The organism is Nocardia sp. NBC_00881 (assembly GCF_045207455.1).
In the GTDB taxonomy this organism is placed as follows: domain Bacteria; phylum Actinomycetota; class Actinomycetes; order Mycobacteriales; family Mycobacteriaceae; genus Nocardia.
In genome coordinates, this window is sequence record NZ_CP108798.1 from 2,269,609 (window position 1) to 2,295,833 (window position 26,225).

General features: G+C 65.5%; 1 protein-coding gene. It reads right to left on the reverse strand.

The features are described 5' to 3' along the window. Positions 1–237: 237 nt before the first annotated feature. Positions 238–24,708: a non-ribosomal peptide synthase/polyketide synthase gene (locus tag OH799_RS08790; RefSeq protein ID WP_406277676.1), complete on the reverse strand. Its 24,471-nt coding sequence runs from the start codon at positions 24,706–24,708 to the stop codon at positions 238–240. Positions 24,709–26,225: the final 1,517 nt, after the last annotated feature.

Below are 26,225 nucleotides of genomic sequence, written 5' to 3' on the forward strand. Positions count from 1 at the left end.
CGGATCCGACCCGGCCGATCACGAACGAATTCGGCCGGGGCCGGGCGCGACTTCCGCAGTCGTCGTTTCGGATCACCGGACCTGCGGCCGTCCGGGTGCCGGTCGCGGGCGGCGCGCTTCCCGCCGCCCGCGACCGGGGACACTACCGCGATATATCGCCCAGGGGCATCCGTGCCGCAGCCGGGCTCGTACAGGCGACTGTCCTGCTGTTGCCGAGCAGGGACTGCCGGAAAGTTGTCAGCATTCGTTCATGAACCTTTCGAGGATCGGGCAAACGACGGACAGTGCGTATGGGTGGGTCATCTCGAGGTGACGTGCGTCGACGACCATGTTGTGAATGTCGCCTGCGATGTACGGTCGCCACGTCTGTGCCACAGCGTCGTGGTCTGCGCGATCTTTCCCTGCGGTGAAGAAGACCAGGTCGCCGTCGAAAACTTCCGGCCGGTAATCGTGCGCGATGCCGCTCGCAGTCTCGAAGCTGTTCATCACCCGATCAGCCTGGTCGGCGGTGAACATCCCGGTTCCGGTCACCTGCTCACGAATGACGGCCCATGCTTGCTCAGGGGTGGCCGCCGTCACCTCGTCGCTGAGGTCGAACAACTCCCGCCAGCCGCCGAGCAGGTCGGCCATCAGCTGTCCGGGCGCGGCCTCGTCCGCACTGGTGATCGTCGCCGCGGCCAGCTCCTCCTCTGAACCGGCGGCGCTGTCCAACATGGCCAGCATGCCGACCTGCTCACCCTCGCGCTGGAGTCGTACCGCCATGGCATGCGCGATCGCACCGCCCAACGACCATCCGAGCAGGTGATAGGGACCGCTGGGCTGGGCTCGGCGAATCTCGGTCACATAGCGTTCGGCCAGTTGATCCACGGAGTCCGCAGGTGGTTCGCCCTCCACCACGTGCGGATCCTGCAAGCCGTAGATCGGCCGATCCTTGTGCAGATGTTCGACCACGCCGCCGTAGGACCACGCCAACCCGCCCGCAGGGTGGACGCCGAATATCGCGGGCTTCGGGCCGCTCGCACGCAGCGGAAGCAGCACTTGCAGACCGGAGCTCCCCTCCGCGTCGTCGGCTCTGACCGCCAACGCCTTCGGCGTCGCATCGTCGAACATCCACGGCAATGCGATCGTCACACCGCGTGCCCGCAGTTCGGTCACCACCATCGTGGCCAGCAGCGAATTGCCGCCCAAGTCGAAGAACCCGTCCGATGCCCCAACCCGCTGGACTCCCAGGACCTGCGCATAAACCTCGCTGATCATTTTCTCCGTATGGGTCCGCGGGGCGACGAACTCGTTCGCCGGTACGTCGAAATCGGGGGCGGGCAGCGCCTTTCGGTCGAGCTTGCCGTTGACCGTCAACGGCAGTTCAGGCAAGACCATGATCGCGGACGGCACCATATAGCTCGTCAACACCTGAGCAGCGGCTTCCCGGACCTCGCCCGGATCGAGTTGCTTACCGTCGACGCCCACGACATAACCGATCAGCTGATCCACGCCACGATCGTGGTGATGCACCGCCACCGCTGCCCCCGTCACGAGCGGATGCCGGAGCAGCGCCGACTCCACCTCGCCCATCTCGATCCGGAAACCGCGCAACTGCACCTGCGCGTCGGCCCGGCCGACGTATACCAACTCCAGCCCGGTGGTGGTCTTCCGCCACCGGCCGACATCTCCTGACCGGTACAACCGGGCGCCATCCGGATCGAACGGGTTCGCCACGAATCGGCCCGCCGTCAACGCCGGAGCTCCCAGGTAGCCACGCGAGAGTTGGCCACCTGCCACATAGATTTCCCCAGCGACGCCGATCGGCACCGGATGCAGCCGGTCGTCGAGCACATACACCTGCAATCCCGGCAGCGGCGATCCGATCCCGGCCACGCCCGCCGCACCGACTTCACAGAACGTCACGTGCACAGTCGTCTCGGTGATCCCGTACATGTTCACCAATCTCGGCGATTTCGGCTCGTGCGCCGCGAACCAGCCGGTCAACCGCGACGCATCCAATGCTTCGCCACCGAAAACGACATATCGCAAGGCGAGATCACCAGCGATGCAGCCGGATTCGCGATACACACGCTCCGCGTCGGCGAACCCGTAGAACGCCGAGGGGGTCTGGCTCAACACCGTTACGCGCTCCCGCGCCACGACGTGCACCAACGCCTCCGGCGACCTGGACGTGTCGTAGTCGACGACGACCAGCCTGCCGCCGGACAGCAATGCGCCCCAGATTTCCCAGACCGTGAAATCGAAGGCATACGAATGGAACATCGTCCACACGTCGTCGGGGCCGACGTCGAATCGCTCGGCCGCATTGGTGAACAATGTGACCACTTCCCGATGGCTCACCGCCACCCCCTTGGGGCGACCCGTGGAGCCCGAGGTGTAGATCACGTAGGCGACGTTGTCCGGGCGCACACCTGACACCACAGGACCGAAAGTACTCGCGAAGGCGTCCACGCAATCCTCGACGAGCACCACCGGCGCCGCGTACTCCGGTACCGCCGACACCAAGTCAGCCGTCGTCAACACGGCCGCCGGACCTGCGTCGTCGAGCATGAACCGCAATCGCTCCTGCGGATATGCCACATCCAGCGGCAGATACGCCGCCCCCGCTCGCAGCACTCCGAGCAGGCCCACGATCAGCTCGAGCGACCGCGGCAAGGCCACTGCCACCAGCGATTCCGGCCCCACGCCGTGCTCGGTCAGCCGAGCGGCGACCAAGGCGGAGCGCTGATCCAGCTCCGCGTAGGTCAGCTGCGACTTACCGTGAGTCACCGCAACCGCCTTCGGCTGTGCGACCGCGCGGGCGGCGAACATCTCCCCGAGAGTCGCGTCCGTGACCGCGACGCCGTCATCCCCGGCCGCGTCCAGCAATTCGCTTCGCTGCACCGGATCCACGATGTCGATATCGCCGACCACGACCCGCGGATTCGCGGTCACCTCCTCCAAGATCCGCACGTACGCGTGTGCGAACCGACTGATCGTCTCCTCGACGAAGAGGTCGGTGGCAAAGGTCAGCCGCCCCACCATGCCGGCCGGACGCCCCTCGTCGGTGAACCTTTCGACAAGCTTCACGCTCAGGTCCGCCTGTGCCTGCTCGAAACCGCTCTCGATGGGCTCGACAGTGAGCCCCGGCAGCTCCAACGCGGCCTTACTGAGATTCTGGACATCGAGAACCACCTGGTACACCGGAAGATGCGCGGTAGACCGTGGCGGATTCAGTGTCTCGACAATCTGCTCGAAGGGCACATCCGCATGTGCGAACGCGGCCAGGTCCGTCTCACGCGTCGCGGCGAGCAATTCGGCGAACGGCTGCTGCGACGACACCCGCGACCGCAACACGACCGTATTGACGAACATGCCGATCAGATCGTCGAGTTCGTGCTCCCCGCGGCCGGCCACCGGTGTGCCCACCGCGACGTCGTCGACACCTGCCAGCCTGGACAGCAGGACGGTCAACGCGGCGTGCAGGACCATGAAAACCGTCGCGTTCGCCTCGCGCGCGACCGAGTCGATCCGCGCCCGCAACTGGGCGGGGATCTCGAACTCGACCGCGGCGCCGCGCATGGACGCGACCGGTGGTCGGGGCAGGTCGGTCGGCAACTCGAACAGCTCGGCCAGCCCGCCGAGCGTGTCCTTCCAGAATCGCAACTGTCGGGACATCACCGAGTCGGGATCGTGCTCATCGCCGAGCACCTCGCGCTGCCACAACGAGTAGTCCGCGTACTGGACCGGAAGGACCGGCCACATCGGCTCTGTCCCTTCCCTACTCGCCTGGTAGGCCACTGCCACGTCCCGCGCGAGCGGCATCATCGACTGTCCGTCGGCGCAGATGTGATGCACGGTGATCACCAAAACGTGATCACGGGGACCGAGGGCGAATACCTCGACACACAACGGAGGCGCCTGTGTGACATCGAAGCTCGCGGAGACCGCGGCGGCCGCCCGCTCCATGACATGCTCTTCGTCGACCGTGACCGGAGTCAGCACAGGTGCGACGTCTTCGACAGGCACCACGACCTGATGAGGCGTTCCGTCGGTCATCGGGAACTTGGTGCGAAGCGACTCGTGCCGGGCGATGACCATTTCGCACGCCTGTCGCAGCGCGTCGATGTCGAGCTCACCCTGGAGCCGAATCACCAGCGGGATGTTGTACGCGCCGACCGAGGTGTCGAACTGATTGAGGAACCACATCCGCTGTTGTGCAGGTGAAAGAGGCACAAGAGCAGGCCGAGTTCTCGGTGTCAGCGGTACCCGAACGCTGCGCTCGAGAGTAGCCAGACGAGTGGCGAACTCGGCGACAGTCGACGCTTCGAACAGGTCCCGGACGCCGATACTCACTTCGAGTGCCGTGCTCAACTGGGCAGTCGCCCGCGTTGCCGACAGCGAATTGCCACCGAGGTCGAAGAAACTGTCCGTCGCTCCTACTCTTTCGGTGCCCAAAACGTTCCCGAACACTTCCGCGACGCGCCGCTCGGTATCGTCGCGCGGTGCGATCCACTCTCGACCGTCCGAGAATTCCGGCGTGGGAAGCGCGAGGCGGTCGAGCTTGCCGGTCGTGGTAAGCGGGAGTTCGGTGAGAACCATGAACGCGTCGGGCACCATGTGCGCAGGCAACCGCAACCGTGCGGTAGCCCTGACCTCGCTTGGATCCACATCCTCGTCGCTTACGAGGTAGCCGACGAGCCGGTCGATGCCGCGCTCGTCCTTCCGCAACACGACGACCGCGTGTTCTACCCCGGGGTGTCCAGCAAGGACGGTTTCGATCTCGCCGAGCTCGATGCGTTGACCGCGGATTTTGACTTGGAAGTCGGTGCGGCCGAGGTATTCGAGGGTGTGATCGGTAGTCCAGCGTGCCAGGTCGCCGGTGCGGTACATCCGTGAGCCGGCCGCACCGAACGGATTCGCCACGAACGCCACCGCCGTTGTCGCGGGCCGGTTCATATATCCACGTGCCAACTGCACACCCGCGACGTACAACTCGCCCACCACCCCGACCGGCACCGGCCGCAACCACGCATCCAACACGACAGCCTCGACACCACGGATCGGACCGCCGATGGTGACCGGGTCGCCGACACGCAACGGGTCGCTGATTCCGACCAAGATCGTGGTCTCGGTCGGCCCGTACCCGTTGAACAACCACCGCCCCGGCGCCCACACCGCGACCGTCTCGGCCGATACCGCTTCCCCACCCGCCACCAATACCCGCAACGAATCCAACCCGGCAGGCGACATCGTCGCCAACACACTCGGTGTCACGAACGCGTGCGACACCCGATGCGTACGAATCAACTCCGCCAACTCCTCGCCGGCGAACACCTCCGCCGGAGGCACTACCAACGAAGCGCCATTCGCGTGGGCCAGCAGAACCTCGAGAACCATCACATCGAAACCCGGAGCCGCCGCCTGCAACACCCGCGACCCACTGTCCACCTGGAAACGGTCACGCTGGGCGGCCGAGAAGTTGGCCAACCCCTCGTGCGTCACCGCCACGCCCTTCGGGGTCCCCGTCGAACCCGAGGTGTAGATCACGTATGCCACATCCCGAACATGCGGCGCACGCACCCGGTCCGCATCGGTGACAACCGCCGACGATCGAGACGAGATCGACGCCTCGGTGTCCGGATCGTCGAGAACCATCAGCCGGACCCGGTCGGGAAGCAGGTTCCGCGATGCCTCGGTCGTAATAGCGACCCGCAGACCGGAGTCCGCGACCATGTGTGCGACGCGCTCGGCGGGGTTCCGAGGATCCAACGGCACGAACGCGGCGCCCGACTTGGCCACGGCCCACACCCCGACCGCGAACTCCAGCGAACGCGCCATCGCCAACCCGACCTGATCCCCCGGTCCGACACCCCAACCGATCAACTCGCGCGCCACCCGGTTCGACCACTCATCCAACTCGGCATAGGACACCGTGCGCGCACCTGATATCAATGCCGCCGCAGCAGGGTTCTCAACTACGCCGGCTGACAACAACTCTGCCAGCACTCGCGGCGCCTCCGCACTCCCACCCGAAGCCGGCACCAATTCACGCCGCTCATCGTCGGTCAACAGGTCGACGGCACCAAGCCGCGCTTGCGGATCAGTCGTGACAGCTCGCAGGACGGTTTCGACGCGGGCGGCCAGACCGGACGCCGTTACGGCATCGATACGGGACTGTTGGTAGCGGATTCGGACGTGCAGCTCGTCGGTCTGGTGCGCCTGAACAGTGATCGGGTAGTGCGCGGCGTCACTTCCCTCCGCGGAGACCACCCGCATACCGTCGATGTCGGCGTTGCCGAGGCCGCTGCTGTCGACCGGATACGACTCGAAGACGACCAGCGTGTCGAACAATTGGGCAGCGCCAACGGCCGACATGATCTGCGACAGTTCGACGTAGTGATGGTCGAGCAGGCGGGTGTTGTCCGCCTGCAATCGGTTCAGCGCGTCCTGCATGGTCCAGTCCCGGCACACATTCACGCCGATCGGAACCGTGTTGATGAACAGGCCGATCATCGACTCCACGCCCGGCAGTTCGGCGGGACGCCCGGAGACCGTGCTACCGAACAACACGCGTTCGACGCCGAGCAGGTTCCCCAGGACCACCGCCCAGGCGAACTGCACAATCGTCGCCATCGTCACCGCTCGAGCCCGAGCGAACTCGACCAACTCGGCTGTGACGGCGCGATCGAGAACAATCGCGAGATCGATCGGTATATCTACGGTCGTGTCCGTGCGCGAGTCCGCGACCAGCGTGGGTTCGGTGAAATCGCGCAGCACGTCTCGCCAGGTCTCGATGCCGGCGGCCCACTCGCGCCGGTCCAACCATTCCAGGTAATCGCGGTACGACGCCACAGCCGGCAACAGATCCACCTGGGTGTCCACCGCGTAGAGACCGATCAGCTCACGCCACAGCAGAGGCAACGACCAGCCGTCCAGCAGGAGGTGGTGTGCCGTCAACACAAGCCGGAAGTCTTGCGGCGCTATAGCAACGATCAGGAATCGCAACAGCGGCGGGTCGGCGGGATCGAATGTGACCGCGCGCTCGGCCGCGATCAACTCATCCAGTTCCCTTGGGCTATCGGTCAGATCGACGCTGCGCCAGCACACGGCAGTGTCGGCGGGAACAACCTGCGCAGGAACGCCGTCGGCCGTTCGGGTGAATGCCGCGCGCAGGTTGATATGCCGCTCGAGCAAGGCTGTCGCAGAACGCTCGAGCCGGCCCTCGTCCACTTCGCCGGCAAGGGCCAGTACCGATTGTGCCGTGTATACGTCGAGTTCGCCTGCGGCGAGTTCGGCGTGGAACAGCAGCCCCGCCTGGAGCGGCGCCAGCGACCATACGTCGGTCAGCGGTCCGTACCGGTCGGCGAACGCGTCCAGGTCGGGCTGGGTGACATCGACGAGCGGAACGTCTGCTCGGGAGAGTCCCCAGTCATCGTTCGCGCGGGCCGCTGTGGCGATCCCGGTCACGGCGTCCACCCATTCGCCGACGAGTTCGGCCACGTCATCACGGTCGAGTAACCGCGAGGCGTAACCCACGTGCGCCGACAACTGAGGTCCGGCCTCGGCGTCCACGATATTCACGTCGATCGTGACGGCCGCTGCCGCAGGCATTTCCGGATCGAACGCAGCCCGCCGATCGAACTGCTCGTCGGTCGGAATCCACGCGACGTCCGACAGTGTCGTCAGATCGACGCCGACGCGCCCGAGATTGTTGAAGCTGATCTGCGGCTCCGGCGACGCTGCGAGTCGGTCGGCCGTGTCGGTGTTCAGATAGCGCAGCAGGCCGTAACCGATCCCCTTGTCGGGGATGTCGCGCAACTGGTCTTTCACAGACTTCACTGCCGCGCGCAGGTCCGAGTCCTCGATTCCGCTCAGATCGAGCGTGACCGGATACGCGTTGGTGAACCAACCAACGGTGCGTGAGACGTCTGCTCCCTCGGCAATCTGCTCCTCACGGCCATGGCCCTCCAGCAGGACTTTCATGCCCGCATGTGCGACACCGCGCCGCCTGCGCCAGCGTGTCACCGCCACGGCGAGACCAGCCAGCAGCGCATCGTCGACGCTGCCGCGAACAGCGTCGGGGACCTCCGCGAGCAACGCCGAGGTCACCTCCGTCGGGATGGACACCGTCAGATGCCGCACCGTCGACTGGGTGTCGACGGCGGGATCCAACATCGCACGGCCGAGCAGTGGATCGGCCGCCGCACTCATCCGATGCCACAGCTCGAACTCGCCGACGCGTTCTGCGGCGGCCGCCGCCAACGCGTGCGCCCACCGGCGCATGGATGTGCCCTGCGCGGGCAACTCCACTGGCCGCCCCTGCGTGATCTGCTGCCAGGCGGCCACGAAGTCGGGGATCAGGATCCGCCACGACACCCCGTCGACAGCCAGGTGATGGATCACGATGAGGGCACGGGCATCGGCATCGACGCCCGATTCGGGAAGCAGACACACAACCTGCAGCATCCGGCCCTCGGCCGGATCGAGGCGGTCGGATGCCTCCGCCAATGCCGCTTCCACCACGGCGGTGAAACCGTCGCTGCCTGGAACGTCATCCGCACGGAAGGTGCGCGTCGCGACCGAACCCGCGGCATCGGCGGCGCTTTCGGGCAGCACGTCGAGCCGGCGTTCACGCAGCCTCGACCGCAGCATGTCATGCCGTTCGAGCATCACCTGCACAGTCTCGGTCACGTCCTGGACTCGCACGTCGCGCGGTAAGCGCACCAGCATCGACTGGGCGAACCGATCCGCCGCCCCGAGTCGATCGGTGAAGAAGGACACGATCGGCGTCAACGGGATTTCGCCCACACCGCCCCCGGGCAGTTCCTCGAGCGACACCCGTTCAGCGGCTTCGGCCACTCGCGCCAGCCCACGAACCGTCTTGCGCTCGAAGATGTCCCGAGCAGTCACGATGACACCTGCGGACTTCAGTCGGGATGCCAACTGGATCGACATGATGGAATCACCGCCGAGCGCGAAAAACGAGGTGGTAGCGCCGACCGACGTCATTCCCAGCACGTCCGCGAAGACGGCGGCGATGGTGCGCTCCAGGTCGGTAGACGGCGCGACCGCATCGTCTCCGGCAATCTCGAAGACGGGTTCTGGCAGCGCTTTTCGATCCACCTTGCCGGTCGAGGACAGCGGCATGCGGTCGAGCACCATGATTGTCGAGGGCACCATGTGGGTGGGCAATACGGCAGCCACCTGATCGAGTACCGCGCTCGGTTCGACGACCGTTCCGAGTTCCGGCACGATGTACGCGGCGAGTACGGGTTGCCCGCCCGGTCCGTTGCGACTCACGGTCACAGCGGACGCCACCCTCGGATCCGCGAGCAGCGCGGCGTCGATCTCGCCGAGTTCGATCCGCTGGCCACGAATCTTGACCTGGAAATCGATGCGGCCGATGTATTCGAGCGTGCGCTCCGCGGTCCAGCGAACGATGTCGCCGGTGCGGTACATCCGCGAACCCGCACCACCGTAGGGATTCGCCATGAACGCACCGGCGGTCGTCGCGGGCCGATTCAGATACCCGCGCGCCAACTGGGCACCCGACAGGTACAGTTCGCCCGCGGTTCCGACCGGCACCGGTCGCAACCGGCCGTCCAGGACCATAGCCTCCGCACCGCGGATCGGACCGCCGATCGTGATCGCGTCGTTGGCCTGGACCGGATCACTCATCGTGATCACGATCGTCGTCTCCGTCGGACCGTAGATATTGTGCAACCGCCGGCCCGGTGCCCAGGCGGCAACCAGATCCGGAGCCACCGTCTCGCCGCCGACGGCCAGCATCCGCACCGATTCGAGGTCGGCCGGCGCCATCGTCGCCAACACACTCGGCGTCAGGAACGCATGCGACACCTGATGCGTCCGGATCACATCGGCCAGTTCCTGGCCGCCGAACACGTCCGGTGGCGACACCACCAAGGACGCGCACGCCGCATGCGCCATCAACGCCTCGAGCAGGACCGCGTCGAAGGCGGGCGCCGCTACTTGCAGCACTCGCGATGTACTGTCCACCCGATAACGATCACGCTGCTCGGCCGCGAAACCCGCCAACCCCTCGTGCGTGACCACGACGCCCTTCGGCGTTCCGGTCGATCCGGAGGTGTACACCACATACGCCGCATCCTGAATCTGCAGTGCGCGTGGGCGGTCCGCATCCGTGACCGCGCTGCCGGGATACGCCGCGGTCCCAGCGGCCGAACGCGGGTCGTCGAGCACAAGCCATCGGACACCGCCCGGCAGCGACTTACGGGCGGCCGCGAGCGTGATCCCGACTTCGACACCGGAATCGTTCACCATGTGCGCGATCCGCTCCGGGGGATACCGCAGATCCACCGGGACGAACGTGGCACCGGTCTTCGCTATCGCCCACATGGCGACGTGATAGTCGACCGACCGCGGCACCGCCAACGCGACAAACGCTCCCGGTCCGACATCCCCGGCGAGCAGGTGACGGGCCAGCTGGTTGGCTCGGCGGTCGAGTTCCCCGTACGTGATGGTCTCGGTATCCCCGATCACGGCAACCGCGGATGGGTCTGCCGCCACGGCCGACGCCAGCAGATCGGGAAGTCGACACGGACGCGTGGTGTCGCCGCCGCGTGCCGGAAGCAGGCTTTTGGTCTCCTCGGCGCTGAGCAGCCCGATCTCCCCTACCGGCCGGGTCGGATCGGAGGTGACCGCTTCGAGGACGCGGATAAACCGCTCGGCGAGCGATTCGGCGGTCGATCGGACGAACAGATCTGTGGCGTAGATGATCTCGCCGTCGATTCCGGCAGGCCGATCGCCCTCCAGGCGTTCAGTCACCAACACGGTGAGGTCGGTCTTGGCTTGCGCGATACCCGGGTCGAGGAGTTCGACACCGACGCCGGGCAGCTCGAACCGCGCCGCGCGCGTATTCTGCAACCCGAGCATCACCTGAAACAGCGGCGAGTACGCCGTCGATCGCGGACGACCGAGGACGTCGACCAGCCGTTCATAGGGCACATCCGCGTGTGCGAGCGCCTCCAGATCGACGCCGCGCACCTCCGCCAAAAGTTCCGCGAACGACCGGTCGTCGCGGACCTTTGTGCGCAACACCACTGTGTTGACGAACATGCCGACCAGATCGTCCAACTCCCGCCTGCCGCGACCGGCGACGGGTGTTCCGACCGAGATGTCCTCGCTGTGCGCGGTGCGAGCCAACAGGATCGCCAACGCCGCATGCAGCACGACGAACACGGTGACGCCCGAACGCTGCGCCAGCCGCACGATGTCGTCGTGCAGCCGTGCCGGCATGCCGAAGCGGACATTGCCGCCGACCATCGACATCGTGGCGGGCCGGGGCCGATCAGTCGGCAGACCGAGCAGTTCTGGGGAATCGCCGAGGACTTCGGTCCAGTACGCGATCTGCCGCGCGGCCACTGATGTCGGATCGTCTTCGGAACCGAGCATCTCCTGCTGCCACATCGCGTAGTCCGCGTACTGGACTTCCAGCGGTTCCCACTGCGGCGCTACTCCATTCGCGCGGGCCCGGTACGCGGCGAAAACGTCGCGGGCGAGCGGCGCCATCGACGAGCCGTCCGCAGCGATGTGGTGGACCACGAGCACCAGCACATGATCGTGGGCGCCGGTCTGATACAGCCGCGCCCGTACGGGCGCCGATTTCGTGATATCGAAACCTGCCCCGACGGCATTCCGGATCCGGTCGGCCAGCTCCGTCTCGTCGACGACCGGCTCTCGATCCAACACCAGATCCGCCGCTATCGCCGCATCATCCCGCACTACCTGACACGGTTCTCCGTCGACAGCGGGATACACCGTCCGCAATGGTTCGTGCCGGGTCACCACATCCAGTAACGCCGCGCGCAACGCATCGACGTCCAGTGGGCCGGTCAACCGAGCCGCGAAATAGATGTTGTATGCCGCCGAGGCGGTGTCGAACTGGTTGAGGAACCACATCCGGCGTTGAGCCGCCGCCAACGGGACAGCCGCGGGGCGTGGACGCGGCGCCAGCGGATTCACCGTAGAACGGGTTCTGGTCGCGATCCGTTCGGACAATCCGGCAATTGTGGGCTCGTGGAAAATGTCACGGATGCCGACCTCGACACCGAGAGCCGCCTCGGCTCGCGCCGCTATCTGTGCAGCGGAGAGCGAGTTGACACCGATCTCGAAGACGTTCGCCGTCACGCTCACCCGATCGGCGCCCGTGATCTCGGCAATCACATTCGCGAGTGCCACTTCGCGTTCGGTGCGAGGCGATACGAACTCCTTGCCGTCGTCGAAATCCGGCTGCGGCAACGCGGCTCGATCGAGCTTGCCGTTCGCGGTGAGCGGCATCGAATCGAGTACCTGCACGCCGGCCGGAACCAGGTACGACGGCAGCGAGCGAGTGAGCTGGTCACGAATCGCGCGGCCATCGGTCACCGCGCCCGGTACAAGCGTCACATATCCGACGATTCGTTCCGCCGTCACGACAGCCACAGCACGCGCGACTTGCGGAACCGTGGACAGCGCGGCTTCGACGTCACCCGGTTCCACTCGCTGACCGCGCACCTTGACCTGGAAGTCACTGCGGCCCACGAATTCCAGCTCCCCGGTTTTGGTCCACCGGACCAGGTCACCGGTGCAGTACAGCCGTTCACCTGGCACACCGAACGGGTGCGCGACAAAGGCACCGCAGGTGAGGTCGGCGCGCGCGTGATAACCGCGCGCCAGCTGGACACCCGACACATACAGTTCGCCGACGACACCGACCGGCGCCGGTCGCAGCCTCGAGTCCAGCACATAGACCTTCATGCCGGACACCGGTGCACCGATCGGGACGGTCGCAGAGGTTGCCACACCCGGCACGCACCGCTGAGCTGTCACGACCTCCGCCTCCGCAGGGCCATACCAGTTCGCCAAATCCGCATTCCCGAACACGCGCGCCGCAGCGTCGACAGTGCGCTGCGCCAGCGCCTCACCCGCGACGAATACCCGCCGGATCGACGGCAGCTGCGCGCCACCGGTGGATTCCAGGAGAACATCGAGCATCGACGGGACGAAGTGCACCGTGGTGACCTCATGACTTGCGATGACGCCTGCCATGTACACCGGGTCACGGTGTCCGTCAGGTTCGGCGACGACGATGTGCGCTCCGGTCTGCAGTGGCCAGAACAACTCCCACACGGCGATGTCGAACGTGATCGGAGTCTTGTACAGCACCGCGTCGGACGTGCCGTGCGGCCACTGCTGCTGCGCCCACGCCAACTGACTCACGGTCGCGGAATGGGTCAGGGCGACCCCCTTGGGGACGCCGGTGGAGCCGGAGGTGAACAGGACGTAGGCGAGGTTGTCGGGCCGGAGCGGTGTCCGGCGTTCGGCATCCGCGATCGGGGCATCGGACAGACCCGTCACGTCCAGTCGGTCGATCCGAGCGGATTCGAATCCACCTGGCAGTTCCTCGCCGTCCGCGGATGTCGTGAGTACCATCAGCGGCCGCGCCGCGCTCAGCACGCGGGCGATCCGCACGCTCGGATGGTCTGGGTCGATCGGAAGGTACGCCGCGCCTGCCTTCACTACCGCGTACAGCGTCGTAATGAGCTCGACCGACCGGCGGACAGCCACCGCCACAACAGTGTCCGGCCCCGCACCGCGCGCGATGAGCCACCGGGCCAGACGATTGACGCGGGTGTCGAAATCTCGGTAGGTCAACGTGCTGCCATCCGGAAGGCGGATCGCTGGACCGTCCGGGGTGCGTGCGACCTGTTCGTCGAAGGCGTCGACAAGGGTCCGGCCTGCTCCGACGGGGCCGGCGTTGTCGTTCCATCGCTCGAGCACCTGATGCCGCTCTGCGGCGTCGAGCAGCTCGAGCTCACCGACGGCCGAATCGGGATCGTTCGCGGCGGCGTCGAGAACACGGACGAAGTGATCGGCGAAACGCTGTACGGAGTCCTCGTCGAACAGGTCCGTGGCATATGTCAGGCGCAGCGTCATGCCGGTCGGCTCGTTGTGCGTGCCGTGCCCCTCCGTCATCATGAGCAGCAGGTCGTAGATCGCGGCGCTGTCACCCGGGTCCACGTTCTCGACGGTGAGCTCCGGAAGTTCGACGCGAGCCTGCGTCATGTTCTGGTAGGCGAGCAATACCTGGAACAACGGCGTGTGCGCTGTCGACCGCGCGGGATTCAGCGCATCGACCAACTGCTCGAACGGGATGGTGGCATGGTCGAATGCCTCGATGTCGGTGCGCCGCACCTCATCCAGCAAACTCATGAACGTGCGATCGAGCGTGATCCGGGTGCGCATCACCAAAGTGTTGACGAACATCCCGACGAGGTTGTCGAGCGATCTGTCGCCGCGCCCCGCATGGGGCACCCCGATGGTGATGTCGTCGCTGCCGGACAGCCGCGACAGCAACACTGCCAGAGCCGTGTGCACCACCATGAACGTCGTCGAACCGGCTCGACGCGCCAGCGACGCCACCCGTCCCTGCAGCTCACCTGGGATCGTGACGTGAAGCACCGCGCCGCGTTGGGTCTGCTCGATCGGCCGTGGCCGATCGGTCGGCAGCTCGAGCAGATCCGGTATACCCGCGAGTTGGGTTCGCCAGTAGGCGATGTCGCGGGCCACGTGCGAATCCGGGTCGTCCGCCGAGCCGAGCACCTCGCGCTGCCAGAGAGCGTAATCGGCGAATTGCACCGGCAGCGGCGCCCAGTCCGGCGGGTTTCCGCTGGACCGCGCCCGATAGGCCGTCACGATATCGGCGGCCAGCGGCGCCACCGAATAGCCATCGCAACTGATGTGATGCACGGCCAACGCCACTGTCCAGGTCGTGTCCGACAGCTGATACAGCGCTATGCGCAGTGGCACACCCTTCGACACATCGAATCCGACGCTCGTGAACTCGGCCAACCGGCGTGACAGCTCGCGCTCTCCGATCGGCTGTGGCGTGAGATCGCACGTCGCGACGACCTCGGCCGCGTCCAACACGACCTGCGTGGGCGTACCGTCAACTGCCGGGTATATGGTGCGCAAACTCTCGTGCCGCTCGATGACATCACCGACGGCCGCTGCCAGCGCATCGATGTCGAGGACACCGTCGAGCCGAATCGCGAGTGGCACCACGTATCCGGCCGAATCGGGGTCGAATTGGTTGAGGAACCACATGCGGGTCTGTGCCTGCGACAGCGGAAGACGATCCGGCCTCGGATTCCGCGTCGGCGCGGGAAGGCTCGGCACCGCACGCAACCGCGAGATACGCTCGGCCAGATCAGCAACGGTGGGGGCCTCGAATATCACTCGCACCGGTATGGACACACCGATGACATCGCCGACGCGGCTCAGAGCACGAGTCGCGATGAGCGAGTTTCCGCCCAAGTCGAAGAAGTTATCGTCCGCGCCGATCTCGGGAAGGCCGAAAAGCTCGCCGAAAACCCCGGCGATGGTCTGCTCGACGAGCCCCCGCGGCGCTCGATACTCCGACTCGTGGGTGCTCGGATCCGGCACGGGCAACGCTCTGTAGTCGACCTTGCCGTTCGCCGTGAGCGGGATCGAGTCGATCCGGACCACCGGTGACGGCACCATATAGGCAGGCAGCCGTTCCAGAAGAAAGGCCCGAATCCGCTTGGCATCGAGCGCCTCTTCGGCCACCACGTAGGCGATCAAGCGCTGCTCGCCGCGATCGGTGCGCACCTGCGCGACGGCCGCGCTCACCTGCTCGTGCGCGAGCAACGCGGCTTCGATGTCACCGAGCTCGATCCGCAGGCCGCGCACCTTCACCTGGGAGTCGGCGCGGCCGACATATCGCAGGCTTCCGTCCTCGTCCCAGCGAACCAGGTCGCCGGTGCGATACAGGCGCGCACCGCTCGCACCGCCGAAAGGATCGGCGACGAACGTCGCCGCCGTCAGACCGGGAAGTTCGTGGTATCCACGGGCCAGCTGGACACCCCCCAGATACAACTCGCCGGTCACTCCGATGGGAACGGGATGCAGCCGCGAATCCAACACATGGACGACCACGTTCGACTCCGGGACGCCGATCGGCACCGCGACGCCGTCGAGCGCGTCGATTCGGTGTGCGGTCACGCTGACCGCGGCCTCGGTCGGCCCGTAGAGGTTGTCGATGCGCGCATCGCTCAGATCCCGGAACCGGCGGACAGTGTCGGCGGGAAGAGCCTCGCCGATGCACATCACACGCCGAAGGTTCGGAAACTCACGAGGAGCGGCCACCTCGAGGAAAGCCGAGAGCAACGACGGCACGAAATCCGCTGTCGTCACCCGATACTCGGCCATCAGCCGTGCGATAGCGCTCGGGTCGCTATGGGCGTCCGGACCAGCGACCACCAACGATGCACCACATGTCAAGGCGGAGAACAGTTCCCAGACCGACAGATCGAAGGTGACCGGTGTTCGCAACATCATGACGTCGTCGCCGGCGAGCCGGTAGTGATCGCGCATCCACCGGAGTTGATTCACCACGGCGGCGTGCGGCACTGCCACACCCTTCGGTACACCAGTCGAGCCGGACGTGTAGATGACGTAGGCCAGGTCATCCGGATACAGCGGCCGACTCCGATCGGCATCCGTCACCATCGACGAATCCACGTGCCCGGCGTCGAGCTCCTCGAGCACCCACACCGGCACGTCGTCGGTCAGACTTGCCATGTCGATCAGACGAGTGAGGACCGCAGTCGGCCGCGCGGCCGTAAGGACGGCACGCACTCGGTCGACCGGGTGGTCCGGATCCAGGGGCAGGTATGCCGCGCCCGCGGCATGGATCGCGTACAGCGTCGTCAGCAGATCGACGGAGCGCCGCATCGCCACCGCCACAACGGTTCCAGGGGCGACCCCTCGCCCGATCAACACTCGGGCCAGCGAATTCACCCGCGCCGCGAACTCACGGTAACTGTGCCGGCCTCCGTTCTCCGCGTCGAGCACGGCCGTGCTCTCGGGCGTCACCGCTGCCTGCGCGGCGAACAAGTCCGCGATCGTCGAGGTCGACGCCTGGGTCGTCACTCCTGTCGATCGCGCGGTGAGCTCACCCACCTCGTGCGCGTTCAACAGGTCCATGTCACCGATGGCGCGCGCGGGATCGGCAACGGCCGAGCGGAGCAGCAGCAGGTAGCGGTCGAACATCGACGTGATCGTGGCCTCATCGAAAAGATCCGTCGCGTAACTGAATTCGACTGCCATGTCGCCCGGTTCACCGCCAGGCTCGGTGGCATCGACGAGATTCAGATGCAGGTCGTATTTGGCCACGCTCGGGTCGGCCATGTGGGCCGAAACCGTCAAGCCATCGAACTCTACCGTGGGGATCTCGATGTTCTGGAACGAGAATCCCACCTGCGTCAACGGTGCGTGTGCAGTCGAGCGCGGCGGATTCAGCACCTCGACGAGGCGCTCGAACGGAATGTCGGCGTTCTCGAACGCGGCCAGATCGGCGGCCCGGACTTGATCCAGAACACGGAGGAATGAGGCATCCGGCTTGATCTGCGACCTCAGCACCAGAGTGTTGACAAACATTCCGATGAGGCCGTCGAGCCCGGGCTCACCGCGACCCGCGATCGGCGTGCCGACCGCGATGTCACCGGTTCCCGACAGCCGCGCGAGCAGAACCGCGAATGCCGCATGCGTGACCATGAAGACCGTCGCGTCGTAACGCCGGGCCAGCGCGACCACGTCACGGTGGAGATCGGCAGGCAAGGCCGCCGACACTGTCGCGCCGCGGAACGACTGCTTCACCGGCCGTGGACGGTCGGTGGGCAGGTCGAGCACTTCGGGCAGGTCGGCGAGAGCCGCCAGCCAATACCCGGTCTGGGCGACAGTCGGGCTGTGCGGATCGTCCTCCGTGCCCAGCAACTTTCGTTGCCACAAGGCGTAATCCGCGTATTGCACCGGCAATGGCGCCCACTGCGGCGCCTGCTGCCGAACGCGGGCCTGGTAGGCGGTCATCAGGTCTGCGGCGAGCGGTGCGAGCGACGACCCGTCGATGCTGATGTGATGAACGACGAGAATCAGGGTGTGTTCGTCGGGTGCACTGCTCAGCAACGTGATCCGACACGGTACCTCGGATGTGACGTCGAATCCGACCGCCACTTCGGCGGCGATGCGCGCCTCGATGCCGCTCTCCGCGACGGCGACTGGGGCCAATCGGGGCAAGGCCGCGTCCACCGGGACGATCGATTGGTGCGGCCCGGTGTCGCTGTCGGGGTACACGGTCCGGAGCGATTCATGTCGGTCGAGCACGTCGGCGATTGCCGCATGCATGGCGGCCACCTCGAGATTTCCGGACATGCGTACGACCAGCGGGACGTTGTACACCGGCGAGCTGGTGTCGAACTGATTGAGGAACCACATACGCGCCTGGGCTGGCGACAGCGGGATCCGGTCCGGGCGCTCCTGGGGCACAAGAGGTTCCCGTTCTACCGCATTGGCGGTCCGAAGATTCTCCGCCAACGCCGCGATGGTCGGCGCCTCGAATACCGCGCGCAAGGGAACATCGACGCCGAATGCGGCGCTCAGTCGCGCTGCGGCCCGGGTAGCAGACAGCGAGTTGCCGCCGAGATCGAAGAAGCTGTCGAGGACGCCGACTCGCTCGATTCCCAGAACGCCCGCGTAGATATCCGCGACGACCTGCTCGGCCGCGTCACGCGGCGCGACGAATTCTGTGGTGGTGGTGGCAAACACCGGTTCCGGCAACGCCGTACGGTCGACCTTGCCCACCGACGACAGCGGCAACGTGTCGAGCACCATGACGGTGTCCGGGACCATGTGTGCCGGCAAACGTTGCGCGACGTAGTTCAACAGCTCCGCGTTGTCGATGGCGCCGTTCGCGGGCACCACGTAGGCGGCCAGTCTCGATCCGCCGTCCGTCGCTACACCCACCGTCACCGCTACCGACACATCGGGGTGACCGGCGAGAACGGCTTCTATTTCGCCGAGCTCGATGCGTTGACCGCGGATTTTCACTTGGAAGTCGGTCCGCCCGAGGTATTCCAGGGTGTGCTCGGGTGTCCAGCGTGCCAGGTCACCGGTGCGGTACATACGGGTACCGGCAGGACCATAAGGATTGGCCACGAATGTGGCGGCTGTGGCGCCGGGTTGGTTGAGGTATCCACGGGCCAGTTGCGTTCCTGAGAAGCAAAGCTCCCCCGTCACCCCGACCGGGACCGGTCGCAGCCGAGCATCCAACACGACAGCCTCGACACCGCGGATCGGGCCACCGATGGTGACCGGGTCCCCGACTCGCAGCGGGTCGCTGATCGCGACCATGATCGTGGTTTCGGTCGGCCCGTACCCGTTGAACAACCGACGTTCCGGCGCCCATACCGCGACGGTCTCCGACGATACCGCTTCCCCGCCCGCTACCAGCACCTGCAATGAATCCAGTCCGGCAGGCGACATCGTAGCCAGCACACTCGGTGTCACGAACGCATGCGACACCCGCTGTGTGCGAATCAACTCCGCCAACTTCGCGCCGGCGAACACCTCCGGCGGCGACACCACCAACGCGGCACCGTTCGCATGGGCCAGCAGCAACTCCAATACCACCGCGTCGAAACCCGGGGCCGCCAACTGCAACACCCGCGAGGAACTCTCGACCCGGTAGCGTTCACGCTGCTCGGCCGCGAAGTTCGCCAACCCCTCATGCGTGACCGCAACACCTTTGGGGGTGCCTGTGGACCCCGACGTGTACACCACATACGCCGTGTCCGAGACATGGCATTCCCGCACCCGGTCCGCATCCGTCACTACAGCCGACGACCGCGCGGCGATAAAGCCCTCGGTGTCCAGGTCGTCGAGAACCAACTGCTGGACCTGGCCAGGAAGCAGGTTCCGTGATGCTTCTACCGTGATCGCGACCCGCGCATCGGCGTCCTCGATCATGTGCGCGACCCGCTCGGTCGGATTCCGAGGATCGACCGGCATGAATGCGGCGCCCGCCTTGGTCACCGCCCACAATCCGACCACGAACTCCACCGAACGCGCCATAGCCAGCGCGACCTGGTCACCCGGGCCCACACCGCTCTCGATCAAGACCCGCGCCACACGATTCGACCAGGCATCCAACTCCCCGTACGACACCACGTGCTCACCCGACACCACGGCGGGTGCCCCCGGATCCCCCACCGCCAACAACTCCGCCAACACCCGCGGTGCCTCCACCACACCACCCGACGCAGGCACCAGCCCCAGCAGCTCATCCACCGACAACAAGTCCGCACCACCCACCGGCACCTGCGGGTTTGCCACGAACGCCTCGAGAATCCGATTCAATCGGGCAGCAAGCTCCTCGACCGTCCCCCGGTCGAACAGATCCGTCGCATAGTTGATCCGCAGTGCGACATCGCCACCGGCGGCAGTATTTTCGGCGACGGTGACGATGATGTCCACTTTCGCAGGCTCGGGCCCCGGATCCAGAATCTCGACCGTGAGTTCGGGCAGCTCCAAGCTCGCGCGGTCCATGTTCTCGAAAGCGAGATACACCTGGCACAGCGGTGCGTACGCCATGGACCGTTTCGGATCGAGTTCCTCCACGACGCGTTCGTACGGCAGGTCACTGCAGGCGAAGGCATCGGCATCGATCTCTTTGACGCGAGCCAGGAACGCGGTGAACGATTCGTCGAAACGGACCTCGGTGCGCAGCGGCACAGTGTTGACGAACATACCGATAAGCGGCTCGAGCGCGCGCTCGCCCCGCCCCGCGACCGGCGTGCCGATGATGATGTCCAACGAGCCCGACAGGCGCGCCAGCAGTACAGCCAGCGCGGCATGGACGACCATGAAGGTGGTGACATGCGTCGTGCGAGCCAATCGCTCGATCCCGGCGAAGGTGTCGGCCGGAATCACGGTGTCCGCGACGTCGCCGCGCATGGACTGGCGGGCAGGACGCGGACGGTCGGTCGGAAGTTCCAGCACCGGCGGCATTCCCGCCAGCTGCTCTGCCCAATAACGCAACTGACGTGACGCCAGCGAGTCCGGATCGTCCTCGTCGCCGAGCAGGCTGCGATGCCAGATGCTGTAGTCGGCGTATTGCACCGTCAATGGTTGCCAGTCCAGCGTCTTTCCCTCTGACCTTGCCCCGTAGGCGGTCGCGACATCGGCCGCGAGTGGTCGGAGGGACGATCCGTCGCAGCAGATATGGTGCAGGACAACGACCAATACGTGACGCAGACGGTCGGCTGTCGCAAGCAGCGCGACCCGGATCGGCGGACGCTCGCGCACATCGGTCCCGATCGACGCCAGCTCGCGAACCCGGTTCACGATGTCGTCGCTGTCGGTCGGCTTCGGCGTCAGATCGAGTTCGGCGACAACCTGCTCGGCCGACAGGATGACCTGTGTCCCTTCCCCATCCACAGCCGGATAGAAGGTACGCAGCGACTCGTGGCGATCGATCACGTCCGTGAGGGAGGCCCGCAGCGCCGCGGCGTTGAGGCGTCCGGTCAACTGCACCACCAGCGGAATGTTGTACGCCGCCGACGCCGGGTCGGCCTGATTGACCAACCACATCCTGTTCTGCGCGGGCGACAAAGGCAGGGGCTCGACCCGCCGGGCCGCCCTCAGCGCGGGCCGGTTGGGGCGGTGCCCATCCTCGATATGCGCGGCGAGTTCGGCGACGGTCGGTCTACCGAACAGGTCGCGGACCGACACGTCGCATCGGGTCACCTCGGCGATGCGCACGGCGGCACTGGTCGCGGTGAGCGAATTGCCGCCCAGTTCGAAGAAGCTGTCCAGCACGCCTACCCGCTCCGTACCCAGAACCTCGGCGAAGACGTCGGCGATCGACTCCTCGACGACCGTACGCGGAGCAACATACGCCGCGGCCGAATCGAACACCGGTTCCGGGAGCGCACGCACGTCCAATTTGCCGTTGACTGTCAGCGGCAACGCCGGCAACACGACGATGCTCGCCGGCACCATGTATTCCGGCAGCAGTGTTCCGACATGAGCGCGAAGAGAGTCGGCCGCACAGGCGGTGTCGCCGACAGGCACGACGTATCCGACGAGCCGTGCTGCCTCGGTGTCGGGGAGATGCACTACCACGACCGCCGCCGAGACAGCGCTGTGGGTCAACAGCGCGTTGCGGATCTCGTCCAACTCGATGCGGAACCCGCGCAGCTGCACCTGCTGATCGGCGCGGCCGCGGTATTCCAGCTGGCCCCGGTGATTCCATCGCGCGACATCGCCGCTGCGATAGAGGCGCTCGCCCGGCTTGCCGAACGGGTCGGCGACGAATCGTCCCGTGGTCAACGCAGGTCGGTTGAGATAGCCGCGGGCGAGTTGGTCTCCCGCGACATAGATCTCACCCCAGGCTCCCAGCGGGGCCGGGCGCAACTGCTCGTCGAGGACATATATCCGTACCCCCGGCAACGGCGGACCGATCGTGCTCGGCGCGCCCGGCACTGCGATGTCCGGTGTCAGGCCGAGGTAAGTGAGGATGACCGTGGTTTCGGTGATCCCGTAGCTGTTGGCCAGCATGGGCGATTTCGGGTTGTGTTCATACCAGTCGGCCAATGCCGCCGGGTTGAGAGCTTCGCCCGAGAGGTAGACCAGGCGAAGGACGATTTCGCCATCGGGCTCGCCTGCCTGCGCGTACCGCTGCCGCGCGGAGGCGAATTGATTGAATGCCGTGGGCGTCTGGTTGAAGTGGGTCACCTTTTCGCGTGCCACCAGGCGCACGAGGTCGTCCGGCGAACGCGTGGTGAGGCTGTCCACGACGACGATCCGGCCACCAGTGACCAACGCGCCGAATATTTCCCATACCGAGTAGTCGAACGCGATCGAATGGAAGAACGTCCAGACGTCGTCGGATCGGACTCCGATCTCGGCACACGCGTTCACCAAGTAGCTGGCGACAGCGCGATGGGGTATCGACACACCCTTCGGTCGACCGGTCGATCCCGATGTGTAGATGACGTAGGCGACGTTGTCGGAACACAGCGAGCCCGTCCGATCGGCATCGGCGATCGGATCCGAGGCATCATCGCGGTCGGCCGCGTCGTCGAACAGCACCACCCGGCTGGGATCTCCCGGCACATACTCGCGCATGCTCCGGTTTGTCACGACGACGACAGGATCGGCGTCGTTCAGAACGTATTCGAGCCGCTCAGCGGGATGAGCCGCGTCCAACGGCAGATACCCCGCGCCCGACTTCAGCACGGCCAGCACGACGACGATCAGATCGGCATTCCGTGGCATCGCGATGGCCACCAGTGATTCCGGCCCCGCGCCGAGGGCGATGAGCCTGCGCGCGAACCGGTTGGACCGCTCGTCCAGCTGGCGGTAGGTGAGGGCGGTCGCACCCGATGTGACTGCTACTGCGGACGGAGTGGCCGCAGCCTGTCGCGTGAGCAGATCCACCAGTGTCTCGGAGGGTGATTCGCCGTCGTGGCCCGCGAGTTCCCCGAGGATTCGCAGCTTCTCGACAGGGTCGAGGAGCTGGATGTCGACGATGGGCGTTTCTCTGGGCGACTCCATCATCCGCTGCAGGAACTCGATGAACCGGTCTGCGTGCGATTCGAGTTCTTCCTGACCGTACAGATTCGAGTTTCCGTGCAGCTCGATCAGCAGCGGCGCATCGGCACCGGAGCGGTACAAGTTCAGTTGCAGGTCGTCGAGCGCCCCGGAAGTCAGTGCCCGGTATCGGCCGACGGCCGACCCGAGGCGGATCTCGGAGTCGAAGAACAGGATATTGACGATCGGACCGAACGAGTTCGCGGCCGCGTCCAGCGCATTCGAGTCGCGGCGCAGATCCTCGAACCGGTAGAGCTGGTGCCGCATCGCCGAGACGAGTTCGGACACCGAAGCGCGAACCAACTCCTCCACGGTCGTGGTCGCATCCAAGGTGAATCGAATCGGCACCATATTCGCCAACATCGCGGCGGCATTGCGCAGGCGCTTCGTCACTCGCCCACTCACCGGCATGGACAACACCACATCGTCGGTACGTGTCATCCGGGCGAGGAACGCGCCGAACGCGGCGACCACGACCTGCGCGGGCGACGCTCCCAGGTCGTCGGCGAAGCGATCGAGCAGCTCGGACAACTGAGAGGGAAGCTGCAGGCCGGCTACGCGGTCGACTTTGCTCGCGCGCGCGGTGCGGCCGGACAGACTGACCGGCGTAGGAAGGTCGGCGACCTTGTCGAGCCAGTACGCTTTGTCGTTTTCGAACCGAGAGCTGGCGCGATAAGCGCGCTCCGCTTCGATGACGTCGCGCAACCCGGCCGCCACCAACTGCGCAGGGGGCCTGTTCTCGACGAGAGCGTTGTAGTGCTCGGCCATCCGGCTCACGACATTGAACGCGCCGTAACCGTCGATCACGAGGTGATGGGCACGTCCGTACCAGAGATACCGGTTTTCGGCGAGCCGGATGAGCCGCATCGCGGTGAGCCGGTCACGGCTGAGGTCGACGGCCTTGGTGTTGTAATCACGGCGCATCCATTCCATCGCCGCCGCGAACGGATCGTCCGTACCGCTGACATCCAGCACAGACTCGTCGTAGACGATGCTGCGATCGACGAATTGATATGGGCGACCGTCGGACTCGACTACCCGTACCACCAGGGACTCGGTCTCATGCCCGGCCTTGTTCACCGCCCGACTGAATGCATCGAGGTCTACCGGGCCTTCGATCTCGACGTACTGCGCGATGTTGACAGCCGGTCCGCCGGGCATGTTGTCCGCGAACCACATGCCGTACTGCGCCCTGGAGAGCGGAATCAGACCCAGATCGTGGTCGTCGGTTCCGGCTGACTGCAGATTCATCCTATGACCCCTCATTCAGACTCGGAGGCACTGAGGCACGGCGGTACTACGCAGCCCTGCCCGTGTCCGACATTTGCCGTTATATGCACTTCGTCTACGTCGAAGCGGCGCGGACCCCTGCTTCCGAACGCGCCGATCATGTACAGCTTTTGATCCACTCCGGCCGCGCCCAGGAATCCCTACCCAGCGCCGACCGGCCTTGTACGGAGACCACCCACCTCTCATTTGCCGATGTTTTCCAACATCCCAAAATCTGAAAAGCAGGACTTTTGGACATGCGGATGGATCGTCCAGGTCCACGTACGATCAGCTATCTAACAGCATTCGCGCTCAGTCTAGACACACCCAACCCTCAAACCTGCGTGGAAGGCGGGCGTTTCGATCTTTGGTTCGCAGGAATCGGCCGCGACAACCGCGCTCGATCCTGTCACACGGACGCAGGTTACTCCGCAAAACTTCCTGTCATCGAAGGGGATTCGGTGCAAACTACCCGAATTGGACATGTTGATCACTTGCGGGAGATCCTCGCCCATGGGGGCAGACCCGACCACGGATGGCCGCCGCCGCACCCGTCGGCGGCTGCCGTTCAGGCGACAGTGGGACGCCACTCCCCCTCCAGATACCCTCGATAGAGAAGTAGGGCAATGGAATGGCAATTCCATACGGCGGCCTCTGAATCAGGAATTAATACTGTTTCTCCAAGGGCGCGAAGCGAATTCGATACCGCCCGAGCCTTCGGCGAAACGGCGTTCGCCCGCTTAGTCGAGAACAATAAATCAGGCAATTTCTACAAATATCCGATAATTCCCTCACGACACGATCGGAACTGGCCCGATTTTGGTGGACCTGCGGGGTGCGATTTCGGGCTGGATGCCTTCTGGATCTCATTTTCGACGGGACATTCCTGCGATTCTCCCCCGGCGGTTCCCGTGCGACCCAGGTGACGACGGCAGGGCGCCATGCGCGCGTCGATCAGCTGCGTATTGCCGAATCGCGTTGGGGAACAGGGTTTCTACGCCGCCTTTGGGATCACGAACAGACGCCACCATGGGTGCGTGACACGGCGGGAGATCAATCCCGTTGAGCGGGAGCGGGTCGAATGATGTCGATCGATTACATTTCCCGCTCGGACGGATATGCTCGGGCGCGCTTGCGACAAAGCCCCCGACAGTGGTCGATAATCGCAGGCCTGAGCCGCGACCCAAGGCGAGACGGCCCCGTACGGCGCGGTTTTCAGCCCGGCCACGTCTGAAGTTTTGGTAGCCGGGAGGAATGTTGATGTACTCCTGTCGACGATCGCATGCCGGACTTCCACGACGTGGTCGGCGGCTTCGAGCCTGACTTTCACGCCTGTCGGGCCGAGGCCATCGGTTTCCCAACACATCCCACCGGGGGCAATGCGGTGTGAGGCACAGCGCGGGTTGGCCTGTTCGACATGTGAGCCGAGAGTTTTCTGGCGGCTCTGATGGTTTCCAGCCCTCCAGACGATCGAGTCGTGCGCTCTGACCGCCGCTACT

Coding starts and splice junctions, on each gene's coding strand:
- OH799_RS08790 (WP_406277676.1), bottom strand. CDS start 24,708: ATGAATCTGCAGTCAGCCGGAACCGACGACCACGATCTGGGTCTGATT.